General features: G+C 52.9%; 19 protein-coding genes. 13 read left to right on the top strand and 6 right to left on the bottom strand.

Going from position 1 to position 20,340, the window contains the following annotated elements:
• Positions 1-62 precede the first annotated feature (62 nt).
• Genes P0D43_RS08390 through P0D43_RS08375 form a run of 4 tightly spaced genes read left to right on the top strand, consistent with a single transcriptional unit; the run spans position 63 to position 2,387 of the window.
• Positions 63-446 carry a PA2779 family protein gene (locus P0D43_RS08390; RefSeq protein WP_341237867.1) on the top strand — a complete coding sequence of 128 codons (384 nt, stop codon included), beginning with the start codon at positions 63-65 and terminating at the stop codon, positions 444-446.
• Positions 443-1,396, top strand: coding sequence for a PA2778 family cysteine peptidase (locus P0D43_RS08385; RefSeq protein ID WP_394672153.1), 954 nt, complete (start codon positions 443-445; stop codon positions 1,394-1,396). Before P0D43_RS08390 ends, P0D43_RS08385 begins: the two co-directional genes overlap by 4 nt.
• Positions 1,396-1,659, top strand: coding sequence for a SemiSWEET transporter (locus P0D43_RS08380; protein ID WP_159568480.1), 264 nt, complete (start codon positions 1,396-1,398; stop codon positions 1,657-1,659). The genes P0D43_RS08385 and P0D43_RS08380 overlap by 1 nt, the downstream gene beginning before the upstream one ends.
• Positions 1,656-2,387 carry an SDR family oxidoreductase gene (locus P0D43_RS08375; protein ID WP_394672152.1) on the top strand — a complete coding sequence of 244 codons (732 nt, stop codon included), beginning with the start codon at positions 1,656-1,658 and terminating at the stop codon, positions 2,385-2,387. Before P0D43_RS08380 ends, P0D43_RS08375 begins: the two co-directional genes overlap by 4 nt.
• A gap of 7 nt (positions 2,388-2,394) precedes the next feature.
• Here the strand turns inward: P0D43_RS08375 and P0D43_RS08370 are convergent, their stop codons facing one another.
• Entirely contained in the window at positions 2,395-3,699 is a 1,305-nt protein-coding gene (locus P0D43_RS08370) for an NAD(P)/FAD-dependent oxidoreductase (RefSeq protein WP_394672151.1), read from the bottom strand.
• A 185-nt stretch (positions 3,700-3,884) separates the two neighbouring features.
• Between P0D43_RS08370 and P0D43_RS08365 the strand changes: the two genes are divergently transcribed.
• Genes P0D43_RS08365 through P0D43_RS08350 form a run of 4 tightly spaced genes read left to right on the top strand, consistent with a single transcriptional unit; the run spans position 3,885 to position 8,823 of the window.
• On the top strand, positions 3,885-4,016 hold the full coding sequence (locus P0D43_RS08365; protein ID WP_394672150.1) for a hypothetical protein: 132 nt from the start codon (positions 3,885-3,887) through the stop codon (positions 4,014-4,016).
• Positions 4,017-5,045 carry an efflux RND transporter periplasmic adaptor subunit gene (locus P0D43_RS08360; protein ID WP_394673716.1) on the top strand — a complete coding sequence of 343 codons (1,029 nt, stop codon included), beginning with the start codon at positions 4,017-4,019 and terminating at the stop codon, positions 5,043-5,045. It begins immediately after the preceding gene.
• Positions 5,046-5,069: 24 nt separating this feature from the next.
• Positions 5,070-8,240 (top strand): efflux RND transporter permease subunit, encoded by a 3,171-nt coding sequence (locus tag P0D43_RS08355; RefSeq protein WP_394672149.1) that lies wholly within the window; start codon positions 5,070-5,072, stop codon positions 8,238-8,240.
• Entirely contained in the window at positions 8,224-8,823 is a 600-nt protein-coding gene (locus P0D43_RS08350) for a TetR/AcrR family transcriptional regulator (protein WP_159568476.1), read from the top strand. The genes P0D43_RS08355 and P0D43_RS08350 overlap by 17 nt, the downstream gene beginning before the upstream one ends.
• A 34-nt stretch (positions 8,824-8,857) precedes the next feature.
• Here P0D43_RS08350 and cueR read toward each other — a convergent pair whose 3' ends face one another.
• Both cueR and P0D43_RS08340 read right to left on the bottom strand, forming a co-directional pair.
• Positions 8,858-9,277 carry a Cu(I)-responsive transcriptional regulator gene (gene cueR, locus P0D43_RS08345; RefSeq protein ID WP_159568475.1) on the bottom strand — a complete coding sequence of 140 codons (420 nt, stop codon included), beginning with the start codon at positions 9,275-9,277 and terminating at the stop codon, positions 8,858-8,860.
• 2 nt (positions 9,278-9,279) lie between these two features.
• The gene (locus P0D43_RS08340; protein WP_394672148.1) at positions 9,280-11,511 is read right to left on the bottom strand and encodes a heavy metal translocating P-type ATPase; all 2,232 of its coding nucleotides are present in this window, start codon (positions 11,509-11,511) and stop codon (positions 9,280-9,282) included.
• 124 nt (positions 11,512-11,635) lie between these two features.
• On the opposite strand from P0D43_RS08340, the gene P0D43_RS08335 reads away from it, so the two are divergent.
• Positions 11,636-11,836, top strand: coding sequence for a heavy-metal-associated domain-containing protein (locus P0D43_RS08335; RefSeq protein ID WP_159568474.1), 201 nt, complete (start codon positions 11,636-11,638; stop codon positions 11,834-11,836).
• Here the strand turns inward: P0D43_RS08335 and P0D43_RS08330 are convergent.
• Entirely contained in the window at positions 11,833-12,468 is a 636-nt protein-coding gene (locus P0D43_RS08330) for a class I SAM-dependent methyltransferase (protein ID WP_236550788.1), read from the bottom strand. The two genes, P0D43_RS08335 and P0D43_RS08330, sit on opposite strands and share 4 nt — an antisense overlap.
• A gap of 36 nt (positions 12,469-12,504) precedes the next feature.
• Between P0D43_RS08330 and P0D43_RS08325 the strand changes: the two genes are divergently transcribed.
• The 3 genes from P0D43_RS08325 (at position 12,505) to P0D43_RS08315 (ending at position 16,504) form a co-directional block, all read left to right on the top strand.
• On the top strand, positions 12,505-13,902 hold the full coding sequence (locus P0D43_RS08325) for a sodium-dependent transporter (protein WP_394672147.1): 1,398 nt from the start codon (positions 12,505-12,507) through the stop codon (positions 13,900-13,902).
• A gap of 80 nt (positions 13,903-13,982) precedes the next feature.
• Positions 13,983-15,953: an alkyl/aryl-sulfatase gene (locus tag P0D43_RS08320; protein WP_394672146.1), complete on the top strand. Its 1,971-nt coding sequence runs from the start codon at positions 13,983-13,985 to the stop codon at positions 15,951-15,953.
• A gap of 107 nt (positions 15,954-16,060) precedes the next feature.
• Positions 16,061-16,504 (top strand): VOC family protein, encoded by a 444-nt coding sequence (locus tag P0D43_RS08315; protein WP_159568471.1) that lies wholly within the window; start codon positions 16,061-16,063, stop codon positions 16,502-16,504.
• Between the two features lie 16 nt (positions 16,505-16,520).
• Here the strand turns inward: P0D43_RS08315 and P0D43_RS08310 are convergent, their stop codons facing one another.
• Together P0D43_RS08310 and P0D43_RS08305 are read right to left on the bottom strand one after the other, a co-directional pair.
• Entirely contained in the window at positions 16,521-17,855 is a 1,335-nt protein-coding gene (locus tag P0D43_RS08310; protein WP_394672145.1) for an NAD(P)H-dependent oxidoreductase, read from the bottom strand.
• Between the two features lie 77 nt (positions 17,856-17,932).
• Complete coding sequence (locus tag P0D43_RS08305) at positions 17,933-18,541, bottom strand: DsbA family protein (protein ID WP_394672144.1); 609 nt, start codon at positions 18,539-18,541, stop codon at positions 17,933-17,935.
• Positions 18,542-19,013: 472 nt separating this feature from the next.
• Between P0D43_RS08305 and P0D43_RS08300 the strand changes: the two genes are divergently transcribed.
• Complete coding sequence (locus tag P0D43_RS08300; protein WP_394672143.1) at positions 19,014-20,024, top strand: site-specific integrase; 1,011 nt, start codon at positions 19,014-19,016, stop codon at positions 20,022-20,024.
• Positions 20,025-20,340: the final 316 nt, after the last annotated feature.

Raw genomic sequence — 20,340 nt, 5'->3', positions numbered from 1 at the left:
CAATAAAGCTTGTTTAACTCTATGATGGTCTTTCCCACACACAAGAATGATGGAGTAATAAAATGACTAAAACTATGCGCGCAACGGCAATGGCAGTTTTGTTGAGCTTTTCAAGCAGCTTTATCGTGGCACCTGCCCACGCAGCGATCGTGAGCACTGAGGAAGCAGTGGCCATGCACCAGCAAGACCGCTCTGAACTCAAGCAATTCTTTGATCGCGAAGACATCGCCAAAGCCCTGCAATCTCATGGCGTAAGCCCAGAGGTAGCCAAGGCCCGTGTTGATTCAATGACCGAAGAAGAAGCACAGAAACTGGCAGCTCACATTGAAAACGCACCTGCAGGTGCCGGCATTGTTGGTGTACTATTTACTGTCTTCATTATTTTGTTGGTAACCGACATTCTTGGATTGACCAAGGTATTCCCGTTTACCCGTTCCGTTCGATGAAATTAAGTTTTTCTAGTACCGGCTGGACCCGCTTGGCGGGTTCAGCAGTACTTGTAGGGCTGTTGGCCTCTTGTTCAATTTTGCCAACAGTCCCGCAAGACCTTCAAAATACCGTCCAGACTCAAGCCCCTGTTGAACTCAAAAATGTGCCGTTTTTCGCGCAGGAAGAGTTTTATTGTGGCCCATCCACACTGGCCATGGTGCTTAACCACGCCGGTGAAAACACTGAACCCAACAAACTGGCTGAACTGGTTTATTTGCCGGGTCGCCAAGGTAGCTTGCAACTTGAAATGCTGGCCGCACCACGCCGCTTGGGCTACTTGAGCTACCAGATAGAACCCAAACTACCCGCGCTGTTTAACGCCCTGAATGCTGGCGCGCCAGTGGTGGTTTTGCTGAATCTGTCATTGCCCATTGCACCACAGTGGCATTACGCCGTGGTAATCGGTTACGAGCCTGGCAGCAACAACATGATTTTACGATCCGGCCCCAAAGAACGTGAGCTGATCCCTGTGGCGACTTTCCTGAAACTTTGGGAACGTTCCGAGAACTGGGGCTTCACGGTGATTAAAACCACCGTTGAGCCACCCGCCTACGTGAATGCGCAAGGCTACTTGAATTCGGCCGTTGCACTTGAGCGCTCCAGCCCTGAAAAAGCCGGCCAAGCCTACCAGCAAGGTGCAAGAGCATGGCCCACCGAACCGTGGTTTCACTTTGGCTTGGGTAACCTGGCCTACAGCGCCAAAAATTATGTTGAAGCCGAGCAACACTACCGCAAGGCAGTGGGCGTATACCCCGACATGGCGGACGCCTGGAACAACCTGGCCGAAACATTGATCAAGCTCGACCGCAAAAACGAAGCGCGTGCGGCAATCAATAAGGCCATCGCCATTGGTGGTGGGCGCCTGGCTGCCTACAAAGAAACAGCCCAGAAAATCCAGGCTGACTGATGCAAATTGATTGGGCCCAAACACTGGGCTTTCTGGCAGCAGCACTGACCACCTTTTCATTCATTCCACAGGTGGTGTATTGCTGGAAAACACGCGACACCCGAAGTATTTCTTTGGGCATGTACGCGTGTTTTTGTTTGGGTGTGCTGTTTTGGCTGGTATACGGCTTGTTGGTGCAACAATGGCCTGTCGTGGTCGCCAATGCGGTCACTTTGCTGCTGGCCAGCTCTATCCTGTTTCTGAAACTGAATCAAAAACCATGATCAAAGCCATCTTGACGGGTCACAGCAAAGGGTTGGGATTGGGTATTGCACGTGCATTGCTGGAACGGGGGCATGCGGTTTTGGGCATTTCCCGCTCACAATGCGATGCGCTTGAACTGCAATACCCCACGCTTTTGCAGCAAATAAGCCTTGATTTGGCCAGTTCAGCCTCTCTTGATTGGCTGGAATCCAGCCGTGATCTGAATGATTTCATTGCAAATACAACACAACTGCTGTTGATCAACAATGCAGGACTGGTGTCTCCGATCGGCCCCCTGGGTTCACAGGCAACGCTGGATATTTCTCGCAGCGTACAACTCAATGTCACCGTGCCTTTGGCCATGAGCGCCTTGCTCACCCAAAAAATGCAAAGTCATCAAAAACTACGAATACTGCATGTATCCAGTGGGGCCGCGCAAAGCGCTTACCCTGGCTGGTCGGTGTATTGCGCCACCAAGGCAGCACTCGACATGCATGCAAAGACGGTTCAACAAGACCAAAGCCCAAATGTGGCCATTTGCAGCCTGGCACCCGGCGTCATCGACACTGGCATGCAAACACAAATTCGGGAAACGGATGAATTGCTGTTTCCCAACAAACAACGTTTCATCGAGTTAAAAAACACCAACTCGCTGAGCAGCCCGGAAACAACAGGTGAGCAGTTGGTGCACTACCTGTTAAGCCCGAACTTCGGCAAACTTGCCGTTGATGATCTGCGCGCCCACTGATTCAGTTTTAATGCAGTTTCACCAACGGTGTGGCACGCTTCAACAGAAAGCGAGCCATGGCCAACAAGAATGTTTTCAGGCCACCAAGCACCGCGTAATGGTGCATCAGGTGCAAGCTTGCATACATGCTGCGCGCAAAGAAACCGTCCACAAACATGCTGCTGGCCTTGAACAAGCCACCCATCAAGCTGCCCACTGAACTGCGCGAACCCAGCGACACCAGCGAACCATGGTCTTTGTACAAATAGGGTTTCCCGGGCGCGGCTTTGCCACGTTCTGCATTCAAAATTGTTTTGTAAATGTAGTCGGCCTGCTGGTGCGCCGATTGGGCGCGTGGTGGCACCATGCTGCCGTCGGGTTGCACACAGGCTGCGCAATCGCCGAGCGAAAAAATGTGCTGCTCGCCTTTCACCCGCAAATCGCCCTCCACTTCCAGCTGGTTGTTGCGGTTCACTGGCAAACCCAAATTGGCCAGCCACCCGGGTGCTTTAATACCGGCGGCCCACACACACAAATCGGCCTTGTAACGATTGCCACTGGCGTCCTCTACCTGTTTGGATGAAATTTCAACCACCCTGCAGTTGTTGACTACCGTAATGTGTCGTTGCTCCAGAAGGCGCAAGGCTGCGCTGGACACGCTCTCGGGTAGCACGGGCAAAATACTGGGCGCACCTTCCAGAATGGTAATGGTCACATCGCGTGCAGCATCAATCCGGCTAAATCCATAACGGCTATGCACATGGCTGGCCTCGCGCAACTCTGCGGCCAGCTCAACGCCTGTGGCACCGGCACCAATAATGACGATGTCCAGACTTGCAGACGGATCGAGTTTTTTACGCAAATCAAGTGTCGCCAAGTGTTTGAGCATTTTCAGGCGAAAACTCTCGGCCTGTTGCGGCCCATCCAGAGAAATAGTGAAGTCTTGCGCGCCTTTCACACCGAAATAATTCGATTGACTGCCCACAGAAATCACAAGCGTTCCAAACTGCAACACGCGCCTGGGCAATACCTCATCGCCCACATCGTCCCGAACCGCTGCAATTTCAACCTGTCTGTCACGACCATTCAAACCTTCCATGGCACCCAGTACAAAATTAAAACCATTGTTGTGGGCCAACATTGGATAGGACAAACCCTCCTGATGAATGTCCAGCGTACCGGCTGCAACCTCGTGCAGCGAGGGCTTCCAGATGTGGTACATCTTGGCATCGACCAAGGTAACGCGGTCTGGACCAAGCTTTCGCCCCAACTTGCAGGCCAGCTCCAGGCCGCCTGCACCACCACCCACAATCATGATTGACGAAAGGTCCAAAAAGTTCTCCCTGAAATAGAAGGCTGTTGTCACATTAGAAACCCAACATGGCTTTGGAGCAAATCCCGTTCCTGCTCAGGTGTTTACCCTGAATTGACATACAATTTCTTCAATGAAAAAATGAACGTTCATTCAGCCATCTTGTCTACACACTGTTTCCGCATTGCTTATATCGAGGTAGTACCATGATTATTAAAAGAAAAATGGCGCTAGCCACCAGCGCTTTATTGACTGTTGGCACGTTAACTCTGGCTGGCTGCGGCAGTCAAGAAGGCGGTGCAAATGCTGCGGCCACGCCGGCATTGCCCAAAGTTTGAATTTTTGAAGTAGCGGCCAAACCCGTGTCGCTGTACACCCAATTACCAGGCAGAACCAGCCCGTACCTGATCGCCGAAGTTCGCCCACAGGTCAACGGCATCATCAAGGCGCGTCAGTTTCAGGAAGGTGGCGATGTAAAAGCCGGTACCTCCCTGTATCAAATTGATGCTTCCACCTACCAAGCCGAATACGCCAGCGCCAAAGCCATGCTTGAAAAAGCAGAGGCCAACCGGACCAGTGCAAAAATTCGCAACGACCGCTTTCAAGAGCTGGCAAAACTCAATGCAGTCAGCCAGCAAGAACGTGACGATGCGTTTGCCGCACTGAAGCAGGCTGAAGCCGATGTGGCCTCAGCCAAAGCTGCGGTTCAGTCTGCTCAAATCAACCTGAGCTACACGAAGGTAACCGCACCCATCAGTGGCCGAATTGGCCGGTCAAGCATTACCCCCGGTGCGCTTGTGCAGCAGGGGCAAGCCAATGCCATGGCCACCATTCAACAGCTCGACCCAATTTATGTTGACTTGACGCAATCGACCAGTGAATTACTGCAGCTAAAACGTGACCTGGAAAGTGGTGTGCTGAAAAGCGCCGGAAAAGACGCTGCCAAAGTGACATTGAAACTGGAGGACGGATCGAGCTATGCCCAAGAGGGCAAGCTGCAATTCAGCGATGTGACCGTGGACCAAAACACCGGCACCGTGACCTTGCGCGCCGTATTCCCCAACCCGAAACTGCAATTGTTACCCGGCATGTATGTGCGGGCCTCGCTTGAGGAAGGCATCCGCGAAAACGGCATTCTGGTTCCGCAAAAAGGAATCATGCGTGATGCAACCGGTGCGCCATCAGCGTTTGTTGTTGGTCAGGACAACAAAGTCGAAAAACGAAGTGTAGAAACCGCCAGAGCCATTGGCGACCAATGGCTGATCGCCGAGGGCCTTCAGGCAGGTGATCGCCTGATTGTTGAAGGTATCCAGAAAGTTCGCGCCGGTCAGGAAGTTGAAGTCCTTTCCGACTCCGAGAACAAGTAAACAACGCCTGGCAGGAGTAGTAGCATGTCCCGATTTTTTATTGATCGCCCCATTTTTGCGTGGGTGATCGCCATTGTCATCATGCTGGCCGGTGCGCTGGCCATTTTCAGTTTGCCTGTTGCGCAGTACCCCGCCATTGCGCCGCCTGCTGTAACCATTCAAGCCACCTACCCCGGTGCCTCTGCTGAAACCCTGCAAGACTCGGTCACCCAGGTGATTGAGCAACGCATGACCGGTCTGGATGGATTCTGCTACATGAAGTCCACCAGCGACTCGACCGGCCGACTGCGAATTGAGCTCACATTCGAGCCCGGCACCAACCCGGACATTGCGCAGGTTCAAGTTCAAAACAAATTGAGTTTGGCGGTTCCATTGTTGCCCGATGCCGTGCAACGTCAGGGTATTCAGGTCACCAAAAGTGCAGCGGGCTACCTGCTGGTGATTGCCTTTACCGCTGTCGATGGTGCCTACACTTCAACGGAACTGGCCGACTTCATTACCACCAACGTACAAGACACCATCAGCCGGGTCAGCGGCGTGGGTGAAGTACAGGTATTCGGAAGTCCTTATGCCATGCGCATTTGGTTGAACCCAGACAAGATGAACCAGTTCAAGGTAACGCCAGGCGATATTCGCAACGCAGTGCGGGCCCAGAATGCACAGGTTTCAGCCGGTGAGCTGGGGGGAGCCCCTGCGGTGAAAGGCCAATCATTGACGGCGACAATTACCGCACAGACTTTGCTGGAAACACCAAAAGACTTCGAGCAGATTATTTTACGAACCACTGAAGATGGTGCAACCGTGCGCCTGAAAGACGTGGCACGAATTGACTACGGCAGCGAAAACTACAATATTTTGCCGCGCTGGAATGGTCGCAATGCTTCGGGCATCGGCATTCGCCTGGCTTCTGGTGCCAACGCGCTTGATACAGCAGAGGCTGTGATTGCAGGAATGGAGCGAATTACCCCCCTGATTCCGGAGGGCATGGAATGGGACGTCGCCTATGACACCACGCCATTCGTGAAGATCTCGATTGAAGGCGTGGTTAAAACACTGATTGAGGCGATCATTCTGGTTTTCCTCGTGATGTACCTGTTCCTTCAAAACTTCCGCGCCACTCTGATTCCAACCATTGCAGTGCCCGTGGTGTTGTTGGGTACCTTTGCGGTGCTCTCAGTATTCGGCTTTTCAATCAACACGCTAACCATGTTCGCCATGGTACTGGCCATTGGCCTGCTGGTAGACGACGCCATTGTGGTGGTTGAGAACGTGGAACGTGTGATGGCAGAAGAAGGTTTGTCGCCTTTGGAGGCCACACGAAAATCGATGGATCAGATTACCGGTGCATTGGTGGGTATTGGTTTGGTGCTGTCGGCTGTATTCGTACCCATGGCGTTTTTCCCAGGCTCAGCCGGTGTCATCTACAAACAGTTTTCAATCACGATTGTATCGGCCATGGCCTTGTCAGTGCTTGTGGCGTTGGTACTGACACCTGCACTGTGTGCCACCATGCTCAAGCCGATTGAGAAGGGTCATGCTCAAGATAAAAAAGGATTCTTTGGCTGGTTCAACCGCAAATTTGATTCCAGCAATGCCCGCTATCAAGGCATGGTGGGGCGCATGCTGCACAAGTCGGGGCGCTACCTGATTATTTACGGTGGTTTGCTGGCGGTTGCGGCCTTCATGTTCACCCGCCTGCCAACTTCGTTCCTGCCCGACGAAGACCAAGGTGTGTTTTTCACGCAGGTGCAATTACCCGCAGGTGCTACCCAAGAACAAACCCTGCAAGTGCTGGCCAAGATGGAAGATTACTTCCTGAACCAGGAAGGCGACAACGTGAAATCCCTGTTCACCGTGGCAGGTTTCAGTTTCTCGGGCACAGGCCAAAACTCGGGTATCGGCTTTGTGCGCCTGCGTGACTGGAGCGAGCGTCCCGGCAAAGAAAACTCTGCGGCAGGCATCGTTCAACGCGCATCCAAAGAATTTGCAAGCTGGCCTGAAGCACAAGCTTTTGCATTTGCACCACCGGCCATTCGGGAATTGGGCAATGCATCTGGCTTCAATTTGTTCATTCAAGACCGCACAGGGCTGGGACGTGATGCCTTGCTGCAGGCCAGAAACAGCATGATCGGCGAAGCCGCGAAAAACCCGGTGCTGGCTGGTGTTCGACCCAACGCCACCGCCGACACACCGCAGTACCAACTCGATATTGACAATGCCAAGGCGGGTGCACTCGGTGTAAGTGTTGCGGAAATTAGCGACACACTCACCTCGGCCTGGGGTGGCAGTTTTATCAATGACTTCCTTGACAGGGGGCGGGTGAAACGCGTGTACATGCAGGCCGACGCACCTTTCCGCATGTTGCCCGAGGACTTGAACAGATTCTACGTGCGCAACAACGATGGCGAGATGGTGCCCTTCTCCAATTTCTCATCGGCTCAATGGTCAATGGCATCGCCACGCCTTGAGCGTTACAACGGTTTGCCTGCGGTTGAAATTCAAGGGCAGGCGGCACCAGGCATGAGCTCGGGCGACGCCATGGATGCAATGGAAGCGATTGCTGAAAACCTGCCAGAGGGCATGGGCATTGAGTGGACAGGTTTGTCATACGAAGAGCGGCAATCCGGTTCGCAAGCCCCCCTGCTCTACGCATTGTCATTGTTGATTGTGTTCTTGTGTTTGGCTGCGCTGTACGAAAGCTGGTCCATCCCATTTGCAGTCATGCTGATTGTGCCCTTGGGCGTGGTGGGTGCCCTGCTGGCGGCCAGCGGCCGCGGCTTGGCCAACGATGTTTACTTCCAGGTCGCCTTGCTGACCACGGGGGGTTTGTCCGCGAAAAACGCAATTCTGATTGTTGAGTTTGCCAAGGAGCAATTCGACCAGGGCCGTGATTTGCTGGAGGCCACACTCGACGCGGTGCGCATGCGCTTGCGCCCCATCATCATGACCTCACTGGCCTTTGGCCTGGGTGTAGTGCCCTTGGCCATTTCGACAGGTGCAGGTTCAGGCAGCCAGAATGCGATTGGTACCGGTGTATTGGGTGGCACCATTTCTGCAACCGTGTTGGGTATTTTCTTTGTGCCCATGTTCTTCGTGATAGTGACTCGCCTGTTTGGCAAAAAGCGGGCTGAAGAAAATGTCGACCTGGCAAGCGGCGACCAAACGGGAGGAATCAGCAATGATCAACGAGGCTAAAACCACAACCAGCAAGGCGGAACTACGCCGCCAACAAATTCTGGATGCTGCTGCTGAATGTTTCAGAAAAAGTGGTTTTCACGGCGCCAGCATGTCGGAAATTGCCAAGTCCTTCGGCATGAGTGCGGGCCACATCTACAATTACTTTCAGAGCAAGGAAGCCATTATTGAAGCCATGGTCAAGCGCGACCTTGACCAGGCGCTTGAGCGGATTGCAAAAATTCAGGGTGAAAAAGACATTCTGAAAGCCATGCTTGGCACGGTGGACGAAGGTGTACAACGGCGCATTGACCGCAGTGAACTGGACACGGAAATTTTGGCCGAGGCGGCACGAAACCCAAAAATTGCCGCGACAGTGCAATGCACCGACGCGGTAATTCGTGAAAAGGTAACCCACCTGATCAAAGGCATTCAGCCATTGAAAGATTCGCCACCCTGCGAATTCAGCCTTGCTGCGAAATCAACCATCTTGATGGCCTTGTTTGATGGTCTGCAAATTCGGGCCATTCGCGATCCGCACATGAAAGCCGACGACATTGCCCGCGTATTGAAAAGTGTCATTCAACAGATGCTTCAAAACTGATTTTGGTGCAGTAAGCACCGGAGGCACTCAAGCGCTACCCAGCTGCCAAGCCCTCGAGTATTGGGCAATCCGGGCGGGAATCACCCTTGCAGCAATGCACCAAGCGCTCCAGCTCGGCCTTCATTGCATTCAATTCCCGAATTTTTGACTCCAGCGCATTCAGATGCGACTGCGCCAATTTTTTCACTTCCCGGCTTGGGCGCGATTTGTCCTGCCACAGGCCGAGTAATTCTTCGATTTGCTTGATTGAAAAACCAAGGTCTCGGGAATGCCGTATAAAACGCAACAGATGCAGATCTCGATCGTTGTAAAGTCGATAACCCGCATCAGTGCGATTGGCCTCGGGCAGTAAACCCACCTGCTCATAGTGACGAATCATTTTGGCGGTGATACCCGACTCCATGGCTGCCTCACCAATGGTGAACCATTCCTTGCGTGTCCATTCAGCGTACATATTCACGACTCCACCGTTTCAGGTTTTGACAATTTGGGTTTCCAGCGTGTCAGCAACAAGGCATTGCTGACCACACTGACTGAACTCAGCGCCATGGCAGCACCCGCAACCACCGGGTTCAGTAAACCCATGGCCGCAAGGGGAATGCCCACCGCGTTGTAAACAAATGCCCAGAAAAGATTCTGCTTGATCTTGTTGTAAGTGCGCCGAGAGATGTCAATGGTTTGAGCCACCAATGCCGGGTCAGGCCGCATCAGCGTAATGTCAGCTGCGTGCATGGCCACTTCGGTGCCACTGGACATGGCAAAACTCACATCGGCGGCAGCAAGCGCTGGTGCATCGTTGATGCCATCGCCCACCATGGCAACCACCTGGCCTTGTTGACGATAGTGCGCCACTGCCTCGCTCTTGTTGTGGGGCAACTGTTCGGCCTGAACCTCTGAGATACCGAGCGCCTGCGCAACACGTTGCGCACTGGCCCTTGAATCGCCAGTCAGCAGCACCGACTTCACCTGCAAGATATTCAAATTTTTCACAGCGGCATGGGCGCCCGGCTTCAATGCATCCCCAAACCCAAGGGCACCGAGCAATGCCACACGACCGTTGTCTTCTTCAGCCACCCAGGCGTGGGTGGGCGCATTGTCGGGCAGGCCCGTTGCAACCGTATTCAAAGCCGAATCAGTGACCCCCAATTCACGCATCCAGCGCGCCGTGCCCACATACACACGTGTGCCGTTCACAATGCCGCTGACACCACGCCCAGGTTTGTCTTGCAACTGCATGGCCACTTGCCATGCAATACCTTGATCCTTCGCATGGTTCAACACGGCCGATGCCAAGGGGTGAGCACTGCCCGCCTCCACGGCGGCGGCCTTGCCCAGCAAATCATTCAAGCCATTGGTGTTAAGTGGCACCACGGCGCCCACAGAAGGCTTGCCTTCGGTCAGTGTGCCGGTTTTGTCAAACACCACGGTGTTAATGCGGTGGGCCAACTCCAGTGCCTGTGCATCTTTAATCAAAATACCATGCCGTGCTGCCACGCCAGTGCCCGCCATAATTGCAGTGGGTGTGGCCAAACCCAGCGCACATGGGCAGGCAATGACCAACACCGCCACGGCATTCAAAATTGCCAATTCAAGATTGCCGCCCTCGGCGAGGAACACCCAGTAAAGCAATGTAAGCGCTGCAATCATCAACACCACGGGTACAAACACGGCACTGACTTTGTCCACCAATTTTTGAATATCGGGCTTGGCAGCTTGGGCGTCTTCAACCAAACGAATAATTTTGGCCAATGTGGTTTCAGCGCCTACCGCGCTTACTTCAATCAACAAGCGTCCATCCAGATTCACGGCACCGCCGGTCACTTTACTACCTGGCGATTTCTCAACAGCCTGGCTTTCTCCGGTAATCAAGGCCTCATCCACATGACCCTCGCCTTCCAGTACATGGCCATCAAGCGGAATCCGCTCACCGGGTTTCACGACCACCCGCATTCCCACCGCCACACTGGCAATTGGCAAGACTTCTTCCTGCCCGTTCTGAAGCACCGTGGCGGTGTCGGGCCGCAATGCTTGCAAGGCTGCGATGGCTGCGGTGGTTTGTCGCTTGGCGCGCGCTTCAAGCCATTTGCCCAACATTACCAAGGTGATTACGGCTGACGAGGCCTCAAAGTACAAGTGCGGGTTGCCCTCTCCCATCATGTAAGCCGACAACCCAAACGCCGCCGATGTACCAATGGCCACCAGCAAGTCCATATTGCCGGTTCGGTTCTGAATGGCTTTTAAGGCGCCGCGATAAAACCGCGCACCCAGCCAAAACTGCACCGGGCTGGCCAACAGCAATTGAACCCAGCCAGGCAACATGAGGTGCTTGTCAAATAACATGCCCACCATAGGCAACACCAGCGGAAGCGTCAGCAAGGCACCCCAAAGCACCATCAGCCCCTCTTTGTCGGTTTGCCTGGTTTGTGTTGCACCCGCAGCAAGTTGAGGCCACTGCTGCGTATCCTGAATTGGCTTGGCCTCATAACCGGCCTTCTCGACTGCAGCCAACACTGCGGATAGCAATTCTGGTTTGCTTAGTTGAACGCGTGCTTTCTCGGTGGCCAGGTTCACGGTGGCGCTGATCACACCGGGTGTGGCCAGCAGGGCTTTTTCAACTGCGCCAGAACAAGAAGCGCAGCTCATTCCGCCTACAGCGATGTCAATGGTATTGGATGATTTATTATTCATGCTTGCTCTCTGCGATTTGATTGAAGCATTGTCAACCTTGCCATAATGTCAAGGTCAATGCCTTGACCTTACCATGATTGGAAGGTTCAGACTACAGTTGTATTGAACTAACCGGAGACTTGAAATGATTGAACTTACAGTTGAAAAAATGAAATGTGGCGGTTGCGCCGCCAATGTGGAACGCGCAGTAAAAGCGCAAGACGTGGCCGCAACAGTGCAAATTGACCTGGCGCAAAAGCTGGTTCAGATTCAGAGCAATTTGCCTGCAGCGACTTTGGTCAAAACAATCAGCGATGCTGGCTACCCGGCACAAATAAAAGTCTAACTGGCTTCAGAATAGGCCGCGCCCCAATAGTTGTAGGTGAATGCTTTGGGGCCTGGCACATACATGGTTTCAATTTCACTGACTTGAAAGCCACCAGCTTTCAACAAAGCTGGAATATCGCGGTTTAAGTGACAACCACCAGCCAACTTGCCCCACACCGGTTGCAAACGGTTTTGCGTATTGCGCACGGCTTCATCCGGGGCCACTCCGTGCTCACAAAACAGCAATTTACCGCCAGGCTTTAACACCCTGCGCATTTCCTTCAAAGCCTGTACCGGTTCGGGAATGGTGCACAGGGTGTAAGTCATCACAATGGTGTCAATGCTGGCATCGGGCAAAGGAATTGTCTCGGCTGGCAAGCCCATCAGCTCAACACTCAAATCGGTATGCGCAATGCGCTTTTTGGCCAACCGATGCATTTGCATTGCGGGATCCAGGCCAATGATTTTTTCAACCTTTGTTGCATCGTAATGGCGCATGTTCAGGCCGGTGCCAATGCCGATTTCAAGCACCTTGCCCGTGGCCTTGGGCACCACTTTTTGGCGTTGCCTGTTAATGGCTTTCATGCCGCAAGCGAAATCGAGCAAGGTCGGCAACACATGACGGTCGTATAATTCGGCAATCAGTCCCAATTTTTGTCCTTTTTATATTGAGGAAAACAGGCCACCATGCAAAACAACCCGGATCAGTTCAGTTCCAAAATCGGCTTTGTACTGGCGGCCGCCGGCTCAGCCGTGGGTATCGGAAACCTGGTTGGTTTTCCCGTAGCCGCTGCAAAAAATGGTGGCGGCGCGTTCCTGTTACTTTACATTTTTTTCGTGGTGGCCATTTGCCTTCCGCTCATACTCGCTGAACTCAGCATGGGACGCGCCACGGGGAAAAGCCCTTTGGGTGCATTCCGGGAAATTTCCAAAGGGCACAAGGGCTGGGTGTTGGCAGGTGCGCTGTCACTGATCACGCCCTTCATGATCGCAGTCTTTTACACCGTGCTCACTGTGTGGTTACTGGGATATTTTTTGGTGGTGCTTTCCGGTCGCTTGGACCAACTGGCCACACCGGTATATTTCGGCGGTTTTATTACCAGCCCATGGATATTTGCCTACCTGGCAGCAGTCATTGGCATGGTGGTTCTGGTGCTGAAAGGTGGTGTACGCGACGGGATTGAAAAAGCCTCGCGGCTGCTAATGCCCATGTTGTTCATCATGCTGATCGGTTTGGCCGTGTTTGTACTCACGCTGCCCAACGCCAGCGCCGGCTTGAAGTTCTACTTCACCCCGCAACTGGACCGAATTACCTGGAGCGTGGTCAACGGTGCCTTGTCGCAGGCCTTCTTTTCCCTGTCGCTTGGCATGGGCATTTTGATCACCTATGGCTCGTATTTGCGCAAACAAGACAACCTGGTTCAATCTGCAAAAATGCTGGCCTGCACCGACACAGGTGTGGCGCTGGTGGCGGGCCTCATGACCTTGCCTGCAATTTTCGCCATTTACCCCAACACCAACCCCAGCGAACTCAGCGATTCCTCTGTGGGTTTGATCTTCTCGTTCTTCCCCAATATTTTCATGGCCATGGTGCCCAAGTTTGGTTATGCCATGGCCAGCTTTATTGCAGCAACATTCTTTTTGTTGGCCTTCGTGGCGGCCATCACTTCGCTGGTGTCCATCATTGAAGTACCCGTGGCCGCATTGAAAGCCGAGAGCAGGCAGACTCGCAACAAGGCTTTGGCATTGGTGATCACGGGGGTGTTGGTGGGTGCCGTATTCAGCGCTTTGTCTTTTGGGCAGGTGAAATGGCTTGCTGAATTTGCGTTTTACGCTGGGGCCAACAAATCGCTTTTCGATGTGTTGGTGGATGTGTTTTACGACACCATACTGCCCTTCAACGGCCTGCTCATTTGTCTGCTCGTGACATGGCAATGGAAGCGCCACAATATGGCAGCAGAGATGGCCAGTGGCGGCTCAGGCGGCTGGCTTGAACGGTACACCCATGCCGCCATTGCATTCTGGATCCCTGCCATTCTGGCCACCGTGTTTGTCATCACGGCGACCAACAAATTCTTCAGTTGATGAGCGACTAGATTACTGACACGCACAGTGCCACTTTTTATGCTGTAATAGGAAGAGTCAAAAAATATTCCGGAGACAGCATGAAATCACCTACAGCATGGTTCACCCCTGCTTTGGTCGCGCTCGCCCTGTTGGCAGCCTGTTCCAAGGTACCCACTCCCATCGACCCCAACAGTGCAGCCAGCGAATACACGCAGGCATTTCATGCCCAAGTTGCCGAGAACACAGATTTGGTGGACACCGCCAACAATGCCGATGCCCGAAAGGGCTTGATCGCCAAACCCACTGGCAAAGTCCTGAACGACGAAGGTGAGGTTATCTGGGATTACGACGAATTCAATTTCATTGAAGGCAAGGCCCCCGGCACAGTGAACCCCAGCCTGTGGCGGCAAGCCAGCCTGAACAACCAGATTGGCTTGTACAAAGTGGCTGATCGCATTTACCAGTTGCGCGGCTTCGATTTATCGAACATGACGCTGATTGAAGGCGAGAAAGGCTGGATTGTAGTTGACGTGCTGACCAGCGAGGAAACTGCGCGCGCAGCCATGGCCTTTGCGCGCAAGCACTTGGGCGATAAACCGGTGACTGCCATTGTGTTTACCCACAGCCATGTGGACCACTTTGGCGGTGCATTGGGTGTACTCAGCGCCGAAGAAGTTGCTACACGCAAGGTGCCCGTGGTGGCACCCATCGGCTTCATGGAAGAGGCCACCAGCGAAAACCTGCTGGTGGGCATGGCCATGGCACGCCGATCCATTTACATGTACGGCAAGCGCCTGCCACGCAGCCCTGAAGGCTTGATCGACAACGGTTTGGGCAAAGCCGTGGCCTATGGCAAGGTGGGCATATTGCCGCCCACACTGGTGGTGAAAGAAGCCAAGGAAACCCATGTACTCGATGGCCTTGAATTCATGTTCCACAACGTGCCGGGTAGCGAGGCCCCTTCAGAATTTGTATTTTATCTGCCCACATTAAAGGCATTCGGCAGTGCTGAACTGTTTGGTCACACGCTGCACAACCTGTACACCCCTCGCGGTGCCAAGGTGCGCGACGCCCTGAAGTGGGCTGCTTACATGGACGAGGCCATTGCCTATGCAGGCGATGCCGAGGTGATGTTTCACCAGCACAACTGGCCCGTGTGGGGCGCTGAAAACGTGCGCAGCTTCATGGAAAAACAGCGCGATGTGTACCGCTTCATTCATGACCAAACTGTGCGCCACATGAATGCGGGCTACACCTCCACGGAAATCGCGGAAAAAGTGGCCATGCCACCCGCCCTGAACAGCTTCCTGAGCGGGCGCGGTTACTACGGCACCGTGTCGCACAACGTCAAAGCGGTGTACCAGTTTTACATGGGCTGGTTCGATGCCAACCCTGCCAATTTGAACCCCCTGCCCCCGGTTGAAGCCGCAAAAAGGTATGTCGATGTAGCGGGTGGTATGGATGCATTGCTGAACAAGGCCGAAGATGCCGTGAACAAAGGGGAGTACCGTTGGGCAGCCGAGTTGTTGAAACATGCCGTGTACGCAGAACCCGAGAACGCACGCGCCAAAGGCTTGTTGGCCAAGAGTTTCGACCAGATGGGCTACATGGCCGAGTCTGCGCCCTGGCGCAATTTTTACCTGACGGGTGCACTTGAATTGCGCGAAGGCGGTTACACAGAAGGCTTCAAACGCACGGCATTTCTCGACATGCTGAAACACACACCCACTGAGCGCTTTCTGGAAGCCATGGCGGCTTCACTGAACAGCGAGAAAGCCGAGGATGAAGACATTCAAATTAATTTAGTGTTTTCAGACACACAGGAAAGCTACGTGCTGCGCATCAACAACAGTGTGTTGCACCACCGCGCAGGCAAACCAGAGAACAACTCTGCGGCCACGCTCACCTTGAGCAAGCCATTCTTTCTGAACATGATGACCGGTGAAGCTGGCGCCACCGACTTGCTGTTTTCGGATCAAACCAAAATCGATGGCAGCACGATCAAACTGGGTCAGTTCTTCGGCATGCTCGAAAAAGCCACAGGCAATTTCAACATTGTGACGCCGTAATTCATTCTGAGCTGTGTCAGTAATATTCGGGTTTCCACGATTGGCCGGGAAACCCGAACAACCCTATAGTGTGCGAATGACCAACCACTCATTTCCCGGTAATTCACATGTCCTCAGCCCAAGCCAAACACGCCACACTTCAACCCTTTCACCTTGCTTTCCCGGTCACCGACATTGCTGTGGCCCGCAAATTTTATGGCGAAGTCATTGGCTGTGAGGAAGGGCGAAGCGCACCACACTGGGTGGATTTCAACTTTTATGGCCACCAATTGGTGGCACACCTGGCACCCGAAGAAGTGGGGTGCAAAGCCAACAGCAGCGTAGACGGCCATGCCGTGCCAGCCAAGCATTTTGGTGTCATTTTGACCATGGAACAGTGGAATGAACTGGCGGATCGCCTGAAAGCGGCGGGCACCAAGTTTGTAATTGAGCCTTACATTCGATTCAAAGGCCAGGTGGGTGAACAAGCCACCATGTTCTTCATGGACCCATGCGGCAATGCACTTGAGTTCAAGGCCTTTGCCAACATGGACCAGATTTTCGCAAAATGAGTTTTGCCAAAGAAGCTTAACTAAAGCTTTGCTCCATTTCACGGCGGAATTTCACCGCTGTGGAATTGGCATCAAACGCCACATCATTCCAGCTCACCGGCTGGCCCGCCTTCACGGGTTTCAGCAACTTCACACCATGTGCCAAGCCCAATGGCAAACCGCCCAAGGCCAACGATTCCTGCGCAGGCAACAGCTTGCCGTACACGGTGTAACCACCTTCGCCATCCAGCATTTCACCCGCCTGTAAATCCCGTTTGGCTGTGGCCACCACATCGCCATGCCAGCAAATGGGCGCGCCGGTTGCCTCGCCCCGAACACCGATGGATGCCACTGAAAGGCCAAGTTCCAACCCGATCAAGTGGAAGGGTTTGTACATACTGGAATACTGCCCACTGGGGTCGGTGATCAAACCATATTCCTTGAAGCAACGGGCCACGTATTCACTGTCGGCCGCGAAGGTGACATACACCCCCCAACGCAAATCCCTAAACACTGGGCGCGTGTCGCGTTCCACACTGGAAATCACTTCCACCTGGCCGCGCTGATCCAGAATGCCACCGTGTTCACGTGGCTTCAGGATTCGCGCCAAGTCGTCGACACCCACAGCGGGAAACTTCAGGCCGCTGGGCGCGGCCAAACCCGTGGCATTGGCCACCGCTGCCATTTCAATCGCACTTTTGGTGCCATCCAGAAAGCTGTTGAACATTTGCGCATTCATGCCACCTTTGGCTGCATCCTCGGCCGTTAAACCATAGTGGTTCCACACGGTGTCGGGTGTGCTTTCATGGTACGTGGGCAAGTACTTCGTGCCTTTGCCTGCGGCCACCACCGAAAAACCGGCAGCCCTCGCCCAATCCACCATCTCGAAAATCAGCGCAGGCTGATCGCCGTAGGCCAGTGAATACACAATTCCTGCTTCGTCGGCCTTGCGTTTCAGCAAAGGACCCGCCAACGCGTCGGCCTCAACATTCACCATCACAATGTGTTTTTTAAACTCGCAACAGGCCAGCACATGGGCAATTCCCACGGCCGGGTTGCCGGTTGAATCAATAACAATGTCCACGAAAGGCGACTCAATCAACTTCATGCCGTCGTCAATAATCGCGGTGTTGCCCTGCTTGGCGGCCTGTTCCAATGTGGCCGCGTTGTAGGTCTCTTCTTTCCAGCCCACGTTTTTAAGCGCAGCACGTGCTCGATCTGGTGACAAATCGGCAATGCCCACCATGTGAATGCCAGGTGTTCGCGGTACTTGAGAAAGATACATGGAGCCAAATTTGCCGGCACCGATCATGCCAACGCGCAGGGGCTTGCCTTCAGCGGCACGCTGCTGAAGCTTGGAAAATAAATTCATGGTGACCTTTTGTGGTGGGTGCAGATTTGGCGTACAGGATAACCCGCACACACCATGCCGGAAAACCCGAAGTATCCCTACCCTTGCGCGCGCTGAATTGCCTCACGCAACATTTGAACATTGGGTACACCCGAGAAAAACTGATTTCCAACCAAAAGTGAAGGCACCGCCTGAATGCCCATTTGTTGGGTGTGTTGAAGATCGGCATCGTGCTGCGCATTGGATTGGGGAGAATTCACGAATTCATCCAGACCAGAGGGATCAAGGTTGAGATCCTGAAGAATGCTTTTAAGGATTTGGGTATCGCCAATGTCCTTGTTCTGCTGAAAAAACGCCTTCATCACCGCAGTGGTGTATTCATTGCCCTTGCCCTGCTGCTTGGCATATTGCAAACCCAAAAACGCCTTGCGCGTGTATGGCTGTGGTGACACGGTAGGCAATTTGATCGGTACACCCAAACGCTCAGCCATGGGATAAACAGATGCCTTCCACACACGCGGCAAATATTCATCTTCGGGTTTCAACGTGGGTGTTGGGTAGGGGCGCAGCTCGAAGGGCATCCACTCCAGTTCCACATTCAAACCTTCGACAGCCTGCTCGATAATCGATTCGCCAAGTAAACAGAATGGACACACAAAATCGGTCCAAACCTGGATTTTGACGGGGGTGTTGTTGGGGCTCGGCATGGGGTGCTCCTGAATTAATGCTGCTAGCGATGACCGTTAGTTTGCCACTTTAACGCGCCCCTGCCGCGAGCCTCACTCAAGTTCGTCTCTTGCATGGTCGATTCTCCCGGCTTTGCCCTTTGCATGGGCAAAGCTTCTCACCTATGCCACTCCTGCGCGCCGCTTACGCGTCACTGGTAGTGTCAATTCTCCCGGCTTTTCGCTCGTAGGCGAAAAGCTTCGACTCCCCCACGCAAAGTCCGCAGGGACTTTGCTTCTCTGCCGCCCTGAAATGAAAAAAGCCCTGAACACAGTTCAAGGCTTTTTGTAATTTCTGGCGGAGAGAGGGGGATTCGAACCCCCGATAGGCTATGAACCTATACACGCTTTCCAGGCGCGCTTAGGTTTGTTTATTTTTATTTAATATCATATACTTACGATAATTATTTGAATTTTATGTCACAATTTTGGCACATTTTTTGAGGATTGGCGTATGGCAACGATCAGAAAAAGAGGGTTTGGGCAATGGCAAGCTCAAGTGCGACGAAAAGGTTTTCCAACAGAGTCAGCCACGTTTGAAACTAAAATCGAAGCAGAGGCATGGGCCTCAAACACTGAATCGTCGATGGTTCGCGGAGTGTATCGTGTCTTAAAAATAGCTGAGAGAACGACGCTCTGTCAACTCATCACGCGATTTAAGAACGAATACGCGCAATTTCACTACAAAAAAAGAGCCGACGGAAAAGAGGCTTGGAAATTTCAGGCAAAACATTTAGAAGAAAAGCTGGGTGAAAAGTCAGTAGCTGACCTGGATCAGAGATTGATTGCAGAATACAGAGACGAACGGCTAAAAGTAGTTTCGGGAACTACCGTTCGCAAGGAGCTCTACCTACTTTCAAAGATTCTTGGATTTGCAGAAATGGAATGTGGAATTAACTTACCTAACGGAAATCCAGTACTGAAAATCAGAAAGCCAGCAGAGTCCAAAAGTCGCGACCGTCGATTGACTGATGCGGAATGGTCAGAATTCGAGAGAGAATGCCGGAAAAGTCGAAACGCTGATCTTTGGCCTTTGGTTGCCCTTGCAAGAGAAACATGCATGCGTCAGGGTGAACTATTGAGCATGCAATGGGAAGACATAGATTGGAAACGAAAATTTGTGATGCTAAGGGATACAAAAAATGGCGAAGCTCGCTCAGTGCCACTATCCCCAATAGCAATTCAAACACTGCAAAAAATACCGCGCTCGCTGGGTGGAAAGGTATTTAAAGTGGATCGATTGACCTTACTTCACGCATTCCACGGCGCTAGAAAGCGCGCCGAGATTGATGACTTTACATTCCATGACATCCGACATGAGGGTATTTCACGGCTTGCTGAGCGGGGAGATTTTTCAGTACTCGACATGGCAGCCGTGAGCGGGCACAAAACTCTGACCATGCTAAGTAGGTACACCCACCTGAGTTCGGAAAAACTGGCCAACAGATTGGAAACGGCTAAGTGAGTTTTCGATTTCTTGATCAGCAAAAATTGCAAGGCCGCACCGGCGCGAGGGCATTAATTTTTGTGTTCGGCGTGCTGGTGAGTCAGTGGGTTGCTATCGGCGCAATGCTCGGGCTGATATGGCTACTAGCCAAGTCTTCAGCGAACTTTGACATGAGCGTTTCTTGCTCATTCGTAATTTTTTCAAGCGTCCTTTTTACGTGGTTGTTGTTTTCCAAAAAAGGACTGAAGGCACAAAACCGAGTAGCCAGTAGATTTGAAGCATTTGTTTTGTCATTATTTAAGCCTAGGATTTTCGCCAGATCCACACCATTCAA

This window comes from Limnobacter sp. (assembly GCF_043511195.1).
Lineage (GTDB): Bacteria > Pseudomonadota > Gammaproteobacteria > Burkholderiales > Burkholderiaceae_B > Limnobacter.
Note: the sequence above shows the minus strand (reverse complement) of the source record. Positions and strands in the feature narration are given on the sequence as shown.